15 protein-coding genes are annotated in these 16,131 nt (G+C 67.7%); 9 read left to right on the top strand and 6 right to left on the bottom strand.

What is annotated here, in order from left to right; translation table 11 throughout:
• A partial coding sequence (locus ACFWAY_RS49970; protein ID WP_378516010.1) for a citrate/2-methylcitrate synthase occupies positions 1-266 on the bottom strand: 266 nt, incomplete at its 3' end.
• A gap of 270 nt (positions 267-536) precedes the next feature.
• Here ACFWAY_RS49970 and pdxH point away from each other — a divergent pair.
• The 5 genes from pdxH (at position 537) to ACFWAY_RS49945 (ending at position 5,687) form a co-directional block, all read left to right on the top strand.
• Positions 537-1,208: a pyridoxamine 5'-phosphate oxidase gene (gene pdxH, locus ACFWAY_RS49965; protein WP_378457072.1), complete on the top strand. Its 672-nt coding sequence runs from the start codon at positions 537-539 to the stop codon at positions 1,206-1,208.
• A 42-nt stretch (positions 1,209-1,250) separates the two neighbouring features.
• Positions 1,251-2,537, top strand: coding sequence for an MFS transporter (locus ACFWAY_RS49960; RefSeq protein WP_378516009.1), 1,287 nt, complete (start codon positions 1,251-1,253; stop codon positions 2,535-2,537).
• A 52-nt stretch (positions 2,538-2,589) separates the two neighbouring features.
• Complete coding sequence (locus tag ACFWAY_RS49955) at positions 2,590-3,552, top strand: aldose 1-epimerase family protein (protein WP_378516008.1); 963 nt, start codon at positions 2,590-2,592, stop codon at positions 3,550-3,552.
• A 429-nt stretch (positions 3,553-3,981) separates the two neighbouring features.
• Positions 3,982-5,277, top strand: a complete 1,296-nt coding sequence (locus ACFWAY_RS49950) for a citrate synthase (RefSeq protein WP_378457029.1) — start codon at positions 3,982-3,984, stop codon at positions 5,275-5,277.
• Between the two features lie 47 nt (positions 5,278-5,324).
• Positions 5,325-5,687 (top strand): FKBP-type peptidyl-prolyl cis-trans isomerase, encoded by a 363-nt coding sequence (locus ACFWAY_RS49945; RefSeq protein WP_005244090.1) that lies wholly within the window; start codon positions 5,325-5,327, stop codon positions 5,685-5,687.
• A 30-nt stretch (positions 5,688-5,717) separates the two neighbouring features.
• Here the strand turns inward: ACFWAY_RS49945 and ACFWAY_RS49940 are convergent, their stop codons facing one another.
• Together ACFWAY_RS49940 and ACFWAY_RS49935 are read right to left on the bottom strand one after the other, a co-directional pair.
• On the bottom strand, positions 5,718-7,082 hold the full coding sequence (locus tag ACFWAY_RS49940; RefSeq protein ID WP_378516007.1) for a sensor histidine kinase: 1,365 nt from the start codon (positions 7,080-7,082) through the stop codon (positions 5,718-5,720).
• Positions 7,079-7,795: a response regulator transcription factor gene (locus tag ACFWAY_RS49935; protein WP_378457031.1), complete on the bottom strand. Its 717-nt coding sequence runs from the start codon at positions 7,793-7,795 to the stop codon at positions 7,079-7,081. Before ACFWAY_RS49935 ends, ACFWAY_RS49940 begins: the two co-directional genes overlap by 4 nt.
• A gap of 82 nt (positions 7,796-7,877) precedes the next feature.
• On the opposite strand from ACFWAY_RS49935, the gene ACFWAY_RS49930 reads away from it, so the two are divergent.
• Both ACFWAY_RS49930 and ACFWAY_RS49925 read left to right on the top strand, forming a co-directional pair.
• Positions 7,878-8,795 carry a mechanosensitive ion channel family protein gene (locus tag ACFWAY_RS49930; protein WP_378516006.1) on the top strand — a complete coding sequence of 306 codons (918 nt, stop codon included), beginning with the start codon at positions 7,878-7,880 and terminating at the stop codon, positions 8,793-8,795.
• 29 nt (positions 8,796-8,824) lie between these two features.
• The gene (locus ACFWAY_RS49925; protein WP_378516005.1) at positions 8,825-10,165 is read left to right on the top strand and encodes a cryptochrome/photolyase family protein; all 1,341 of its coding nucleotides are present in this window, start codon (positions 8,825-8,827) and stop codon (positions 10,163-10,165) included.
• 21 nt (positions 10,166-10,186) lie between these two features.
• Here the strand turns inward: ACFWAY_RS49925 and ACFWAY_RS49920 are convergent, their stop codons facing one another.
• Entirely contained in the window at positions 10,187-11,410 is a 1,224-nt protein-coding gene (locus ACFWAY_RS49920) for an MFS transporter (protein ID WP_378516004.1), read from the bottom strand.
• Positions 11,411-11,508: 98 nt separating this feature from the next.
• Between ACFWAY_RS49920 and ACFWAY_RS49915 the strand changes: the two genes are divergently transcribed.
• Positions 11,509-12,096 (top strand): TetR/AcrR family transcriptional regulator, encoded by a 588-nt coding sequence (locus tag ACFWAY_RS49915; RefSeq protein WP_378457035.1) that lies wholly within the window; start codon positions 11,509-11,511, stop codon positions 12,094-12,096.
• A gap of 4 nt (positions 12,097-12,100) precedes the next feature.
• Here the strand turns inward: ACFWAY_RS49915 and ACFWAY_RS49910 are convergent, their stop codons facing one another.
• Complete coding sequence (locus ACFWAY_RS49910; protein WP_378457036.1) at positions 12,101-14,035, bottom strand: propionyl-CoA synthetase; 1,935 nt, start codon at positions 14,033-14,035, stop codon at positions 12,101-12,103.
• 81 nt (positions 14,036-14,116) lie between these two features.
• Entirely contained in the window at positions 14,117-15,154 is a 1,038-nt protein-coding gene (locus tag ACFWAY_RS49905) for an alpha/beta hydrolase (RefSeq protein WP_378516003.1), read from the bottom strand.
• A gap of 145 nt (positions 15,155-15,299) precedes the next feature.
• On the opposite strand from ACFWAY_RS49905, the gene ACFWAY_RS49900 reads away from it, so the two are divergent.
• On the top strand, positions 15,300-15,974 hold the full coding sequence (locus ACFWAY_RS49900; RefSeq protein WP_378516002.1) for a GPP34 family phosphoprotein: 675 nt from the start codon (positions 15,300-15,302) through the stop codon (positions 15,972-15,974).
• Positions 15,975-16,131: the final 157 nt, after the last annotated feature.

Raw genomic sequence — 16,131 nt, 5'->3', positions numbered from 1 at the left:
GCCTGGACGTCGACGCGGACGTCGCCGGTGTGCACGGGCAGGGGGAACGGTTCGGCCGGGGGCAGTCCGGGGCCGAAGCGGCCGTCGACGAGCAGGGCCCACACGTTGCCGAAGGTGACGTGCCCCTCGACGAGTTCTTCGATGTCGACGCCGCGGTAGCGCAGGGCGCCGCCGTCCTTGTCGGGTTCGGCGATGTCGCTGGTGAACGCGACCACGCCTTCCAGTCCGCTGACGAAATCGTCCGGTATTGCAGCGCTAGCTGACATAGCTCGTGGACTCTCCTCGTTCGAGTGCCCCCGGTCAGAGCGGCACTGTCTCGGCGTTCGACAATTGCGCTGAGCGTGCGTGCGGGATGGGCAGGCACCTTCGTCCGCGCAATCGACTTCCCTTCCCCGGGCATCGCACGATCGCGGCTGCAATCCGAGGGGACGGGTTCGGTCCCCAAAACTTTAGCCGGTGTCACCGGAGAGTTGATCAGTGCATACCCGGGAGTAGCGTTCTCGGCTGTGTCTCCAGATGCAGAACAGCCGAAACCGGTGAACAAGGACCTCGCGGCGATGCGGGTCGGTTACGGACACCAGGTCGCTGACGGACGGTACGACGACTCCGATCTGGACGTCGACCAGGTGAGCGACGGCTGGCTTCCCCTGATGCGCCGGTGGCTCGAGGACGCCGTGGAGGCCGGGGTTCCCGAACCCAACGCGATGACACTCGGAACCGTCGACGAGCACGGACATCCGTGCACCCGCACCGTCCTCTGCAAGGGATTGAGTGCCGACGGTGTGCTGTTTTTCACCAACTACGACTCGGACAAGGGCCGCCAGCTGGAGGCGGTGCCGTACGCGTCGGTGACGTTCACCTGGGTGCCCGTCGCCCGGCAGATCACCGTCCGCGGTCCGGTCGAGCGTGTGAGTGCCGAGGTCACGGACGAGTACTGGCACAGCAGGCCCCGCGGATCCCGGCTGGGGGCGTGGGCCTCCGAGCAGTCGCGGCCGATCGGTTCGCGGGCCGAACTGGATGCCGCGCTGCTGCACGCGGCGGAGCGTTTCCCCGTCGACGTCGACATCCCGGTCCGGCCGGACTGGGGCGGAATCCTGATCCGCCCCGCGGTCGTGGAGTTCTGGCAGGGCCGCGCCAACCGGATGCACAACCGCATCCGGACGTCGCTGGTCGACGGCTCGTGGACGGTGGAGCGACTGCAGCCGTGACCGCCAGGGAATAGTGAGTATGGGAAACGAGCTAAGGGAAGAATGACCGAGACCGCCACCGAGAAGAAGAAGCGGCGGCTGCTCGCCGACACGGCGCCGCTGCAGAACCGGGACTACCGCCGCCTGTGGACGGCCGGAATCGTGACGGTGATCGGCGGACAACTCAGTGTCGTCGCCGTGCCGCAGCAGGTGTACGAGATCACCCGCAGCTCGGCGTACGTGGGTCTGACCGGTGTCTTCGCGCTGGTACCGCTGATCGTGTTCGGGTTGTGGGGCGGCGCGTTGGCCGACGTCATGGACCGGCGGAAGCTGCTGACGATCACCACCGTCGGACTCGGTGCCACATCCGTGCTGTTCTGGGTGCAGGCGGCGCTGGGCCTGGACAACGTGTGGCTGGTACTCGGGCTGCTGGCGTTGCAACAGGCGTTCTTCGCGGTCAACCAGCCCACCCGCAGCGCGATCATACCGCGGCTCATCCCGGCGGAACAGTTGGCCGCCGCCAACTCGCTCAACATGACGGTCATGCAGTTCGGCGCCATTGCCGGACCGCTGCTCGCCGGCGTGATGATTCCGACGGTCGGGCTGTCGACGCTGTATCTCGTCGATTCGATCGCCCTCCTGGCCACGCTGTGGGCGGTGCTCCGGTTGCCTGCCATCCCGCCGACGGGGGAGTCGCGCCGGGCCGGGCTGCGCGAGGTGTTCGACGGGTTCGCCTACCTCGCGACGCAGAAGGTGCTGCTCGCGTCGTTCGTCGTCGACATCATCGCCATGGTGTTCGGCATGCCGCGGGCGTTGTTCCCGCAGATCGCGCACGACACGTTCGGCGACCCGGCATCGGGCGGTGTCGCGCTCGGACTGCTGTTCGCGGCGATGTCGTTCGGCGCGGTGGCCGGTGGGGTGTTCTCCGGGTGGCTGCCGAGGGTCCGGCGCCAGGGCCTCGCCGTGATCGTGTGCATCGTGCTGTGGGGTGTCGCGATGGTGGGCTTCGGCGTGGTGGTGGGGATCGCGTCACCCGGCGACAGTCCGGTCCTGTTGTGGATCGCTCTCGCGTTCCTCGCATTCGGTGGTGCCGTCGACATGGTCTCCGCCGCGTTCCGCAGCACCATGCTCCAGCAGGTCGCCACGGACGAGATGCGCGGACGACTTCAGGGCGTCTTCATCGTCGTCGTTGCCGGTGGCCCGCGGATCGGTGACGTCATGCACGGCGCGGCCGCCGCGGCGGTCGGAACGAGCGTGGCTGCCGCGGGCGGCGGAGTCCTCGTCGTCGTCGGTGTGGTGATCGCCGCGCTCGCGTTCCCGGCACTGGTGCGTTACAAGGTCACTCGCTAAGTTCCCGTGCGCCATCACATATCTCGTGCCCATCTCGGGCACACTGAAGTGCATGGGTGAACCGCAGTCTTCGAAGACGGACAGGCCTGCAACGGCCGGATTCGAGATCCGGGGAGGCGGCTACCGCGCCGGCATCGCGGCCACCGGCGCCGGACTCCGGCTACTCGAATGGGATGGTCCGGAGGGACCGATGTCGCTCACCGAGACGTGGGAGATCGGAACCCGGCCACCGTTGTCGGCGGGGTTGATCCTCGCGCCGTGGCCCAACCGGATCCGCGACGGCCAGTTCGTCTTCGACGGCATCGACCATCAGCTCGAGATCACGGAACCGACGTTCGGCAATGCGAGTCACGGATTCGTCCGCCGCCGGGACTGGCGTGTCGTGAATCACGCCGACGACCGCATCGAGTTGTCGATCGACGTCGGCCTCCACAAGGGGTGGCCGTACCCGCTGCATCTCACCGTCGCGTATGTCCTGGGCGACGACGGCCTGACCGTGACGCACACCGCCACCAACACGGGAGCCATCCCGGCTCCGTTCGGGATGGGCTTCCACTCCTACGTCCGCGCCGGCGACGTCCCGCTCGACGAGTGCACGCTGCACCTGTCCGCCGGCACCCGGCTGCCCCTCGACGAGCGCATGCTGCCGAGTGGGGGTTCGCAGCCCGTGGCAGGCACCGAATACGACTTCACCAGCCCGCGCACGCTGGCGGGCGTCGCTCTCGACACCCCGTTCAGTGCGCTGGACGTCGACGCGGACGGCAGGTCGCGGCACGAATTGCGCGCGCCGGACGGCACCGGAACGGTCCTGTGGGCGGCCCGCGAGTTCGGCTGGCTGCAGGCGTTCGTCGCGGATCCCGACGCCGGTAAGTCGTATCCGGGCCGCGGGCGGGCGCTTGCGCTCGAACCGATGACGTGCCCGCCGGACGCGTTCAACTCCGGGATCGATCAGTTGGTGCTCGCTCCGGGGCAGCAGTGGACCGGTGCGTGGGGCATGTCCGCGCTGGGGTCGTAGCGGTTCAACTTTCGAGCATCGGGTGCCCACTTGGTGAGACGGTGTAACACCGGTCGCTGTCCGGCCGATACGTCGGGCGGGGGTTCTTCTGTCGCGTCTGCCGGGCTCTGCCCCACCCGTCTGTTCGTCCCTCACCGCGGGGGGCGTCGCGGTGTGCGTTCTCCGCCGTATTCGGCATCTGTGCAGGTAACGCGGCCAGTCCAGTCTCGGGTAACTGGCCCTCGCCGATTCCGCTCCCGCGCCGTGCGGGCAAATCGGACACTCGCCGATCCCGTTCGACGACCCTTCTCCGTGGTCGCCGCGCATCCCGCGGCGGACCCGGATCACGGGCTCTGAGCGGACCCGCCTTCGGCACGCAGGCCAGAGTGGGACTAGTTTCTACCTGAATGAAGTTGTTACTCATTGGTTTGAGCTTGAGAGGGATGCTTCGTGCCTGACAATGACACAAAGCCCACGCTTACCTACCCTGGTGGTGAGCACACGATGTCCATTGCCAGGGCAACCGAGGGCAATGACGGTATCGAACTGGGCAAGCTGCTCGCCAGCACCGGGTACACCACCCTGGACCCGGGTTTCGTCAATACCGCCTCCACCAGCTCCGCGATCACCTACATCGACGGTGAGCACGGGATTCTCCGCTACCGCGGGTACCCGATCGAACAGCTGGCCGGGAAGTCGACCTTCATCGAGGTCAGCTATCTGCTGATCTACGGTGAGCTGCCCACCACGGCGCAGCTCGAGTCGTTCACCGACCGGATCCGGCGCCACACGCTGCTGCACGAGGACCTCAAGAGGTTCTTCGACGGATTCCCGCGGAACGCGCACCCGATGCCGGTCCTGTCCAGCGCCGTCAACGCGCTGTCCGCGTACTACCAGGACTCCCTGGATCCGGCCGACCCGGAACAGGTCGAGTTGTCGACCATCCGTCTTCTCGCGAAGCTGCCGACCATCGCGGCCTACGCGTACAAGAAGTCCGTCGGGCAGCCGTTCCTGTACCCGGACAACTCCCTGAACCTGGTCGAGAACTTCCTCCGGATGACGTTCGGCTTCCCCGCGGAGCCCTACGAGATCGATCCCGAGATCGCCAAGGCTCTCGACATGCTGCTGATCCTGCACGCCGACCACGAGCAGAACTGCTCGACGTCGACGGTGCGGTTGGTCGGCTCTTCCGACGCCAACCTTTTCACCTCGATCTCGGGTGGCATCAACGCACTCTGGGGCCCGCTGCACGGCGGCGCCAACCAGGCCGTGCTGGAGATGCTCGACGAGATCAAGGCCAGCGGCAGCAACGCGGACGACTTCGTCCGCAAGGTCAAGAACAAGGAAGACGGTGTGAAGCTCATGGGCTTCGGGCACCGCGTCTACCGCAACTACGACCCGCGCGCGGCGATCGTCAAGCAGACGGCACACACCATCCTCGCGAAGCTCGGCGGCGACGACGAGCTGCTCGACATCGCGATGGCGCTCGAAGAGGCGGCGCTCACCGACGACTACTTCGTCGAGCGCAAGCTGTACCCGAACGTCGACTTCTACACGGGTCTGATCTACCGCGCGATGGGCTTCCCCACGCGCATGTTCACCGTTCTGTTCGCCATGGGCCGCTTGCCCGGGTGGATTGCACACTGGCGCGAGATGCACGAAGATCCCGCTACGAAGATCGGCCGTCCGCGCCAGATCTACACCGGTTACACCGAGCGTGACTACAAGGACGTCACAGGTCGCTGATCGCGAATACCTGTGCCGAACCATAGAGCCCTCACCGAGGAGGACATATGACCAAGCCCGAGATCGAGTTCCAAGACGGACCCGCCCCGACCGACCTGGTCATCAAGGACGTGGTGGTCGGAGACGGCGCAGAGGCCGTCCCCGGGGGCACCGTCGAGGTGCACTACGTCGGCGTCGAGTTCGAGTCCGGCGAGGAGTTCGACTCCTCCTGGAGCCGCGGCGAGTCCATCCAGTTCCCGCTGCGCGGTCTCATCAAGGGCTGGCAGGACGGCATCCCCGGCATGAAGGTCGGCGGACGACGTCAGCTCACGATCCCGCCGGAGCTGGCCTACGGTCCCGCCGGCGCCGGACATCAGCTGTCCGGCAAGACGCTGGTCTTCATGATCGACCTGCTGGACGTGAAGGAATAGTCTCCGCAGCACCGAAAGCCCCGCATCACCTCAGGGTGAGGCGGGGCTTTGTGCTTTCCGTGTTTCTGCTTTCGGGGGCTGGTGTGTGGTGTCGGTGTGGAGTTCGACGACGAGGCGTGCGCCACCGAGCGGGCTGACCTCGAAACGTGCGCTGCCGTTGTGCAGTGCCGCCTGCTGAGCGACGAGCGCGAGGCCGAGGCCCGACCCGCTCTTCGTCGCGTTGGAACCGCGGTGGAACCGTTCGAACACCACGGCCCGTTCGGCCTCGGGCACTCCCGACCCGTTGTCGTCGACCACGATGGTGGTGATGCCGTCGGCCGCTCTCAGCGTGATCGTCACCGCGGTCGCGCCGCCGTGCCGGACCGCGTTCTTGATGGCGTTGTCCAAGGTGAGGCGCAGCCCACCGGGCATGCCCCGGACCGTCACCGGGGTTGCGTCGACGGTCACCTGCAGTCCGGGATTGTGACGCATCGCCTCCTCGGCGGCGAGGTCGCTGATGTCGACGAGGTCGCAGTCCACGAAGTCCTTGTCGGTGGACAGTTCGCCGCGGGCGAGGCGCTCGAGGTCGGACAGCGTCGATTCCACCCGGCCCTGCGAGCGGGCGAGGTCCCGGTAGATCTCGTCCCGCTGCGGCTGCGTCAGGTCGTGTGTGGTGAGGACCTCGAGGTCGGTGCGCATCGCGGTGAGCGGCGTGCGGAGTTCGTGCGCCGACACGGCGGCGAAGTCGCGTGCGGTGGCGAGTGCGGCGGTGGTCGCGTCCTGCGCCTCGGCGACGTCGCGCAGCATGGATTCCGCGGCGGAGGCCAGTTCGTCCGCCTCTCGGACGCCGGAGGTCGTGGGCGTCAGCTTCGGTTCGCGGCGCACGATGCGGCCGGTCAGGTCGACCAGCGGGCGCACGGCACGTCCTCCGAACAACCAGCCGAGACCGCTGGCCGCGGCGACGGCGAGGACGCCGACGAGGGCCACCTGCCGTTGCTGCTCGGATGTCACGTCCTGCGCCTCGGCGTACGGCACGGCCAGGGAGATCCGGGTGCCGAGAAACGGCACGGTTGCCGTGTACGCCCGGTACTTCGTGTCACCGACCTCGACGGTCTGCGTGCCCGGGTCCAATTCGGGTAACTGGGTGGGGGTGCTGACGAGCACGGTGTCGCCGTCGGCCGAACGGATCGTGATGGCGAACGCGCCCTTGTCGCCGAGCGCCCCGAGGAACAGCCCCGCGGTGGCGGCGTTGGGCACCAGGACGTCCGATGCCGTCTCCAGCCGCCGGTCGAGTTGCGACAGGTTGTTCCGGTTGATCGCCAGCGACACCAGGATGCCGAGCGCCACGACGATGATCGTCGCCCCCAGCGCCGTCGCGGCGGCGACGCGGGTCCGGAGCGAGAACGACCGTTTCACGACGGTTCCCGGAGCACGAATCCGACTCCGCGGACCGTGTGCAGGATGCGCGGCTGACCACCGACTTCGAACTTGCGACGCAGGTAGCCGACGAACACGTCCACCACGTTGGTGTCGGCGACGAAGTCGTACCCCCACACCAGTTCGAGGAGCCGCTCACGGCTCAGCACGATGCCGACGTTGCGGGCGAGAACCTCGAGGAGTTCGAATTCCCGTTTTGTCAGCGTGACCTCCTCGCCCGCCATGAACACCCTGCGTGCGGACATCCGGATCTCGAGCGCACCGATGCGGATCGGTGGGGTCGCGGGCGAGTCGGCCGGCGCGGCGGCCGTCGATCCGTGCCGCCGCAGCATCGCCCGGATCCGGGCGATCAGTTCGGCGAGGACGAACGGCTTGACCAGATAGTCGTCGGCGCCGGACTCCAGGCCGGAGATGCGGTCGTCGACGGTATCGCGGGCGCTGAGCACGCAGATCGGGATGTCGTTGTTCATCGCGCGCAGGGCGGTGACGACGCCGGTGCCGTCGATGACCGGCATGTTCATGTCCAGCACCATCGCGTCCGGACGTCGTTCGCTGACCACCCGGAGCGCGTCGGCGCCGTCGACGGCCGTGAGGACGGTGAATCCGGACAGTCGCAGGCCGCGTTCGAGGGAAGTCCGCACGTCCTCGTCGTCGTCGACCACGAGGACACTGGCTGAGTCGGTGACGGTCACTCCTGCATTGTGCCGTGGGCGCGACCACTGAGCGTGCGGATGGCAGTTGTGGGAGCGTGTCTCGTCCGTACACTCGGGGTCGATGTTTTCCTCACTGCAGGCATTCGAACTGACCGAAACCAACCGTGACTGGCTGATTCACCGGCCGGCCGAGATCGCGACCTACGTCGTCCTGGCGCTCGTGCTGCGTTTCGCGTCGCACCGGATGATCGACCGGATGACGCGGCCCCGGGAGCCTTCGGACAAACCGGCAATGCTCCGTCCTCTGCGGGAACGCGCCCCGCGTGGCGTCAAGGAGGCGATGGTCAACGAGCGCCGCGCGCAACGCGCCCGGACGATCGGGTCGGTGCTCAAATCGACGGTGTCGATCGTGGTGCTCGTCTGGGTGGTGCTCCAGGTTCTCGCCGTCCTCGGCGTCAACGTGGCGCCGTTCATCGCGTCCGCCGGTGTGATCGGTGTCGCACTCGGTTTCGGTGCGCAGAACCTCGTCCGGGACTTCCTGTCGGGCATCTTCATGCTGCTCGAGGATCAGTACGGTGTCGGGGATGTCGTGGACCTCGGCGAGGCCGTGGGAACGGTCGAGACGGTGGGTTTGCGGGTCACCACGATCCGCGACGTCAACGGCACCCTCTGGTACTGCCGCAACGGTGAGATCGTGCGTGTCGGCAACATGAGCCAGGGTTACGCGGTCGCGGTGGTCGATCTGCCGATCGCGCACGCCGCCAACGTGCAGCGGGCGTGTGAGGTGGCGCTGGAGGCCGTCACCGAGGCGGCCAAGGGCGACGCGATCGCGGCCGACGTACTCGAACCCCCGGAACTGCTGGGCGTCAACTCGGTGACCGCGGAATCGGTCACACTGCGGATCACCGCGCGGACCAAGCCCGGCAGGCAGTGGGCGGTGCAGCGGACGTTCGCCCGCGCGGCGCTGTCGGCGTTCGAGCACTACGACATCGACGCGCCGTACCTGTCGGTGCTGTCCTCGGCTCGCTCCACCAACTGATCGGCCCGCGCTTCGTTACCGTGGCAGGTATGGACACCGCACTCGTCTGGTTCCGGCGCGACCTCCGGCTCGGCGATCTGCCGACGCTCCACACGGTGGCCGAGTCGGGGGCGCGTTCGCTCGGGCTGTTCGTCCTCGACGATCGGCTGCTGCAAACATCGGGTGGTGCTCGCCGGGACTTCCTGTTCCGCAGTCTCGCCGCACTGGACGACCAACTCGACGGCCGATTGCTGGTGGTGAAGGGCGATCCCGTCGACGTGGTTCCGAGGGTCGCGAAGAAGGTGTCGGCCGACGAGGTGCACGTGAGTGCGGACTACGGGCCCTACGGGCGCGAGCGTGACACTGCCGTCGCCGAGCACGTCGATCTGGTGGCCACCGGTTCGCCGTATGCCGTGGCGCCCGGCCGGGTGACGAAGACGGACGGGGAGCCGTACCGCGTGTTCACCCCGTACTTCCGACAGTGGCTCGACCACGGGTGGCGCGCGCCGATCGACACTGGGCCTGCGACGGTGGAGTGGATGGACCCGGACGACGTGAAGGCGCGGCGGGTGACGATCCCCGAACCGGAATCCGACGGGTGCCCCGCGGGGGAGGCGGCGGCGCTGCAGCGGTGGGCGGAGTTCTGCGAGGACGACCTCGCCGGGTACGAGGATGCGCGGGACCGTCCCGGTCTCGACGCGACCAGCCGGATGTCGGTGTACCTGAAGTACGGCAACATTCATCCGCGGACGATGCTCCGCGATCTCGCGCGGCGCCGCAGCAAGAGCGCCGAACAGTACCGGCGGCAGCTCGCCTGGCGGGACTTCTACGCCGACATCCTCTTCCAGCGTCCGGACAGTGCCCGCGGAAATTACGACCGCCGCTTCGACCACATCCGCTACGACAGCGGGCCCGACGCCGAGGAGGCGTACACGGCGTGGTGCGAGGGCCGGACGGGGTTCCCGATCGTCGACGCCGGGATGCGTCAGCTGAAAGCCGAAGCCTGGATGCACAATCGGGTGCGGATGATCGTCGCGTCGTTCTTCGTCAAGGATCTGCACCTGCCGTGGTGGCGGGGTGCCCGCTACTTCATGAACCAGCTTGTCGACGGGGATCTGGCGAACAACCAGCACGGCTGGCAGTGGACCGCGGGATCGGGGACGGACGCGTCACCGTACTTCCGGGTGTTCAACCCGACGACGCAGGGGGAGAAGTTCGACCCCGACGGCGAGTACGTACGGCGGTGGGTGCCCGAACTGCGCGGCATCAGCGGGAAGGCCGTTCACGCTCTGAAAGACGGCCGCCCCGAGGACTATCCGCCGCCGATCGTCGACCACGCCCACGAACGGCAGGAGGCCCTCGCCCGCTACGGTGAGATAAAGGCCCCGTGAGTACTTGTTAACCGCGGGCGGTTAAGAAGTACTCACGGGCGCTCGGCGCGTGAGGAGCCCGAGGAACGCCGCCGCGGCGAGGACGATGACGAGGCCGCCGTAGATGCGGGTGGTGTCGACGAGCCCGACTTTCCCGACGAGGTATCCGGCGATCAGTGCCGGAACGCTGTTGGCGAGGTAGGCGATCACGTAGATGCTCGACAGCAGGCCCGCGCGCTCGTGCGGTTCGGCGAGCGGCATGACGGTGCGGACGGTGCCCTGGAAGCCGGCGCCGAACCCGATGCCCGCCACCGCGGTTCCCGCGAGAATCCACAGCGCCGAGGACGTTTCGGCGCCGACCAGGGTGATGGCGACCCCGGCGACGAGTGCGGACGCTCCGACGTACAGGGTGCGCCGCGGCGCCACGTTGCGCAGCAGGAACACCGCGAATGCGCCGGTCCCGGTGAGCGTCGCGACCATGACGGCGCCGATCAGCGATGTGTGCACGTCGAGTGCATTGCGGGCGAGCGAAGGCCCGAGGGACAGGTAGAAGCCGCCCAGCGCCCACACGGCGACCAGGCAGGGGCCCGTGAGGACGAGCATGCCCAGTGCGGTGGACGGGACCGCGAGCGCGGGCCGCATCGATGCCAGAGCCCCCTTCTGCCGGACCGCCGTCTCGGGGGCGGCCCAGATGCCGAGGATCTCGACGAGGAACAGCGCGAAGAACACCAGGAACACGGTGCTGGTGGGCCGGGGAAGGTGCTCGCTGATCAGGCTCGATCCGATGGCGCCCAGCGCGAGGCCGACGGTGGGGGCGATGCTGTTGACGGTGGCGCCGCGTCCGGGTGTGCGTTCGAGGTCGAGGAGTGTGGAACCGAGCGCGCTGATCGCGGCGCCGGTCGCGAAACCCTGCACGACGCGGGCGAACAGTAGGAGGCCGATGCCTTCGGCCGTCGCGAACATGATCATCGAGGCGGCCTCGAACACGAGTGCCGTGATCAGCACAGGCCGTCGGCCGACGTAGTCCGAGAGCGACCCGACGGTGAGCAGCGCCAGCAGCAGGCTCACGGCGTAGATGCCGAAGACCAGCGTCGACTGCAGCGACGAGAAGCCCCAGTTCGACTGGTACACCTCGTACAGCGGTGTCGGTGCGGCAGATGCGCCGAGCAGGGTGGCGATCACGACCGCGACGAGCGTGAAGGCGGCTCCGCGGCGCATTGCGGGTCGGGAGGTCGGTGGTGCTTCGGGTGCGGCAAGCGTCGTCATGGCGTACTCCCGGAGAACGTTAATGCAAAAGGTTTGCGTTAACGGACGCTACGCCGCTGCCATTCTTAATGCAACATCTTTGCGTTAGCATGAGGGGTATGAGTCCGGCTCCAGGTCCACGCCCCGGTGGTCGCAGCGCCCGCATCCAGCAGGCGGTGCACGCGTCCACGCGCAAACTTCTCGACGAGCGCGACCGAGCGGACATCACCGTCCCGATGATCGCCGCCGACGCAGGGGTCACCCCGTCGACCATCTACCGGCGCTGGGGTGACATCACCGAAGTGTTCGCGGACGTCGCGCTCGAGCGACTGCGTCCAGACGCGTCCCCGCATGAAACCGGCAGTGTGCGAGGCGACCTCGTCGCCTGGGCGCAGGACTACCTCGAGGAGATGTCCTCGCCGGTGGGGCGGGCGGCGTTGCGCGACGTCGTGATGAGCGGCGACACCATCAGGTCCGAGAACGGCACCAATCAGTTCAAGTGCGCCACGTTCTGCCGCACCCAGATCGAGACGATCCTCGGACGCGGCGAGCCGGTCGGCTCACCCGCGCAGGGCGTGGTCGAGCACGTGATCGACCATGTCGTGGCGCCGATCATCTACCGCATCCTGTTCGACCTCGACCCACTCGAAGCAGACCGCGTCGAGGTGCTGGTGGATCACGCACTCGACGCGGCCGTCCGGGTCTGAGAGGTCAGCCGCCCAGTTGCTTCTTCAGCGCGTCGAGAACGGCGACGTCCTCGATGGTGGAGGGCACCGTGTACTCCTCGTGGTCGGCGATCTGCCGCATCGTCTTGCGCAGGATCTTGCCCGAGCGGGTCTTGGGCAGCGCCTGCACGACCGTCACGTCGCGGAACGTGGCGACGGCGCCGATCTGCTCGCGCACCATCGCGACCAATTCGTTGCGGAGTGTCTCCGGGTCGATCTCGACCCCGGCCTTGAGCACCACGTAGCCGCTGGGCCGCTGGCCCTTGAGTTCGTCGCGGATCCCGACCACCGCACACTCGGCCACCGCCGGGTGGCCCGCGACCACCGCCTCCATGCTGCCCGTCGAAAGCCGATGTCCGGCAACGTTGATGACGTCGTCGCTGCGGCCGAGGACGAACACGTACCCGTCCTCGTCGATGTAACCGGAGTCGCCGGTCAGGTAGTAGCCGTCGAACGTGGCGAGGTACGACCTCACGTACCGCTCCGGGTCGCGCCACAGCCCAGCCAGGGTGCCGGGGGGCAGCGGCAGTCCGATCACGATGTTGCCCTCGGTCCCGGCGGGAACCGCATTCCCTTCACCGTCGACGACCTGGACCCGGTACCCGGGCACCGGGACGGTGGGGGAGCCGGCCTTCAGCGGCATGGGTTCGAGCCCGCGCAGGTTGGAGCAGATCGCCCAGCCGGTCTCGGTCTGCCACCAGTGGTCGACGACGGGACGGTCCAGGATTCGGGTGGCCCACGCGTACGTGTCGGGGTCGAGGCGCTCGCCTGCCGCGAACAGCGTCTTCAGTGAGGAGATGTCGTACTTCTCGATCTCCTTCGCGTCCGGGTCGGCCTTGCGTACGGCGCGGATCGCGGTCGGGGCGGTGAACAGTGCCGACACGCCGTGGTCGGAGATCACCCGCCAGAATGCGCCCGCATCCGGGGTCCCGACCGGCTTGCCCTCGTAGAGCACGGACGTGGCACCGGCCAGGAGCGGCCCGTAGACGATGTACGAGTGCCCGACCACCCAGCCCACGTCGGACGCGGTCCACCACACGTCGCCCGGACCGATGTCGTAGATGTTGCGCATCGACCACGTGAGCGCGACGGCGTGCCCACCGTTGTCGCGGATCACGCCCTTCGGCTTCCCGGTCGTGCCGGACGTGTAGAGGATGTACAGCGGGTCCGTCGCGGCCACCGGAACCGGCTCCGCGGGTGCCGCATCCGCCATCAGCGCGTTCCAGTCGAACCACGCCGCGTCGCCGCCCCGGTAGTCGGCGGCCGAACCGGGGACCTGCGCCCGGTCCTTGACGATCACCGTGTGCGGAGGGGTGCCGGACAGCTCCAGCGCCTTCGCCACCATCGGCAGGTAGTCGACGGTGCGCCCCGGTTCGAGGCCGCCCGACGCCGTCACAAGGACCACCGGTCCGGCGTCGTCGATGCGGGTCGCGAGTTCCTTCGCGGCGAAACCGCCGAACACCACCGAGTGCACGGCGCCGATGCGGGCGGACGCCAGCATCGCGATCGCCGCCTCGGGGATCATCGGCATGTAGACGATCACCCGGTCACCGGCCACCACGCCCTGGTCCTTCAGGACGCCGGCGAACCGGGACACCTCGTCGAGAAGTTCTGCGTAGGTGTAAGTGCGGGACGCGCCGGGGGCCATCGCCGAGTCGTAGATCAACGCCGCCCGATCGCCGTTGCCGTCCCGGACGTGCCGGTCGAGAGCGTTGAAGCAGGTGTTCAGCGACGCGTCCGGAAACCAGCGGTACATCGGGGCGGCGGAATCGTCGAGCGCCCGCGTCGGCGGCTTCACCCACTCCACTGCCTCGGCGGCGGCGAGCCAGAAGTCCTCGGGACTGTCGGTGCTCCGGCGGTACACCTCGGCGTAGCTCTGGCCATGGTCGTCGCTCGAAGGCGTAGTCCCCGGGGAGCTCATCGATGCACGTCCTCTCGTCGTCGTGTGACCCGAAACACCCTATGCGACGTCGGGTGTCCGGGACACCGTCCGGACGGCCGGTCAGAGGCCCAGTGAACCGGCGATCATCGGCCAGGAGTTGTGCAGGTCGTCCTGCCAGTAGCCCCACGAGTGGGTGCCGGTGGGCCGGAAGTCGAACGTGGCCGGGATTCCCAGAGCGTTAAGCCTGTCGGCCAGCTGATGGGTGCACTCATTGGTACCGGCCTCGATGATGCCGCCGATGATCACCTGGTTGGCCAGGGTGCCCACATCTCCGTTGATGTCCGGGCCGTTGAGGTTCTCGTGGACGCCGGGCAGCCCGGTGGCATTGCTGATGTACAAGTCGATGCCGCGCAGCTTCTCGGCGTTGACGACGGGGTCGTTGGCCACCCAAGCGGGGTCGTCGGGCGGTCCCCACATGTTCTCGACGTCTCCGCCGCGGAAGCTGACGACGAAGGTGACGTAGTCCCGGCCCGGTTTGGTGCTCGTCTGGGCGCACCCGCTGAACGCGCCGACGGCGCGATACAGCGAGGGGGCGGCCTCGGCCAGGCTCAGGACGGATGTGCCCGACATCGACAGACCTGCGATGGCATTCTCGCCGTTCGTTCCGAGTGCGGCGTCGACGATCGGGGGGAGTTCCTCGGTGAGGAAGGTGGTCCACTTGTTCACGCCGAGGACGGGATCGGGCTTCTCCCAGTCGGTGTAGTAGCTGTACGCCCCGCCGACGGGAGTGACGACGTTGACGTTCTTGTCGGCGAAGAAGTCGACCACGTCGGTCCTCGCCTGCCAGGTTGCCGAATCCTCGCCGCCACCGGCGCCGTTGAGCAGGTACAGGGTCGGCCGGGGCACGCTCGTGTCGGCGGGGCGGATCACCTCGAGGAGAATCACTTTATCCATCGCCGCCGAGTAGACGAACATGTTCAGTTGACGGTCGTCGATCTCCTCGGTGTGGTCGAGGACGGATCCGTCTGCCGAAGCCGGCTTGTCGGCTGGAAGGGCTCGCCATACGTCCGCCGACGCCGCTGCCACCTGACCGAACATGGCCGACGACGCAACGACGGCGACCGCCAACAGTGCCCGACAGTGTCCGATCGCGCTCATAGCCGCTCCTCGTGCTTGACTGCGGTGCCCGACAACCGTCCGGTGGTGCTCAGAACATTTCCCCTTCACGGTAACCGGCAAACATTCCCCGGGGCGGCTGAACGGACACCGGACTTCGCCGCGACGTCCGCCCTATCGTGGAAGCATGACGCTGCTCGCCGAAGACCTGCTGTTGCTGCTGCTCGACGACACTTCGGGAAAGCCCGTTGTCGACGGGACCCGGATGCCGCGTGTCCTCGCCGGTGCCGTACTTCTGGAACTGGCCCTGGGTGATGTCGTCACCCCGGCCGAACCCGGCGAGGACGTGAAGAAGGGGCGTCTCGTCGTCCGGGACGGAGCGCGGCCGCGGGATCCGCTGCTCGCCCGGGCCGTCGACCTCATCGGTACGTCCAAGCCGTTGAAACCGGAAGCAGCCATCGAGAAGCTCGCCAAGAACCTGCGTGACGAACTCGCGAAACGCATCGTCGACGCGGGATGGGTCCGGGAGGAGAAGGGCAAGGTGCTGGGCATCTTCCCGACCACTCGCTGGCCGGAGGTCGACGGAAGCCACGAACGCGCGCTGCGGTCCGACCTGAGCGCCGCACTCCTCGACGGGGTCACCCCCACTTCGCGCACCGCCGCGCTCATCTCGCTGCTTTCCGCGGTCGACGCGGCTCCGAAGCTGTTCCCGGACGCCGATCGTCGCGCCGTGAAGAAACAGGCGAAGGAGATCGCCGAAGGGGACTGGGCAGGCAAGGCCGTGCGCAACTCGGTCGAGGCCGTCAACGCCGCAATCATCGTCGCCGCCACCGTGCCCGCCATCGTCGCGGGGAGTGGTTAGGCGGCAGGCTCTTCTTCGGGGTCTTGTGGAGCGCAAGGGATTTCGCTAGGGTAGAACACATGTGGCGCTCCTGAGGTTTGTGTGGGCGTCATTTCTGCTGTTCAGGGTGGGTTGTGTTGTTGGACGCAGTGGTCGGCGAGTTGCCGGTGAAATGAGG

The organism is Rhodococcus sp. NPDC059968 (assembly GCF_042738615.1).
Classification (GTDB): domain Bacteria; phylum Actinomycetota; class Actinomycetes; order Mycobacteriales; family Mycobacteriaceae; genus Rhodococcus_F.
This window is presented reverse-complemented; position numbering and strand designations above follow the sequence as displayed.

Coding starts and splice junctions, on each gene's coding strand:
- ACFWAY_RS49960 (WP_378516009.1), top strand. CDS start 1,251: ATGACCGAGACCGCCACCGAGAAGAAGAAGCGGCGGCTGCTCGCCGAC.
- ACFWAY_RS49930 (WP_378516006.1), top strand. CDS start 7,878: ATGTTTTCCTCACTGCAGGCATTCGAACTGACCGAAACCAACCGTGAC.
- ACFWAY_RS49920 (WP_378516004.1), bottom strand. CDS start 11,410: ATGACGACGCTTGCCGCACCCGAAGCACCACCGACCTCCCGACCCGCA.
- ACFWAY_RS49945 (WP_005244090.1), top strand. CDS start 5,325: ATGACCAAGCCCGAGATCGAGTTCCAAGACGGACCCGCCCCGACCGAC.
- ACFWAY_RS49900 (WP_378516002.1), top strand. CDS start 15,300: ATGACGCTGCTCGCCGAAGACCTGCTGTTGCTGCTGCTCGACGACACT.
- ACFWAY_RS49910 (WP_378457036.1), bottom strand. CDS start 14,035: ATGAGCTCCCCGGGGACTACGCCTTCGAGCGACGACCATGGCCAGAGC.
- ACFWAY_RS49955 (WP_378516008.1), top strand. CDS start 2,590: ATGGGTGAACCGCAGTCTTCGAAGACGGACAGGCCTGCAACGGCCGGA.
- ACFWAY_RS49925 (WP_378516005.1), top strand. CDS start 8,825: ATGGACACCGCACTCGTCTGGTTCCGGCGCGACCTCCGGCTCGGCGAT.
- ACFWAY_RS49915 (WP_378457035.1), top strand. CDS start 11,509: ATGAGTCCGGCTCCAGGTCCACGCCCCGGTGGTCGCAGCGCCCGCATC.
- ACFWAY_RS49905 (WP_378516003.1), bottom strand. CDS start 15,154: ATGAGCGCGATCGGACACTGTCGGGCACTGTTGGCGGTCGCCGTCGTT.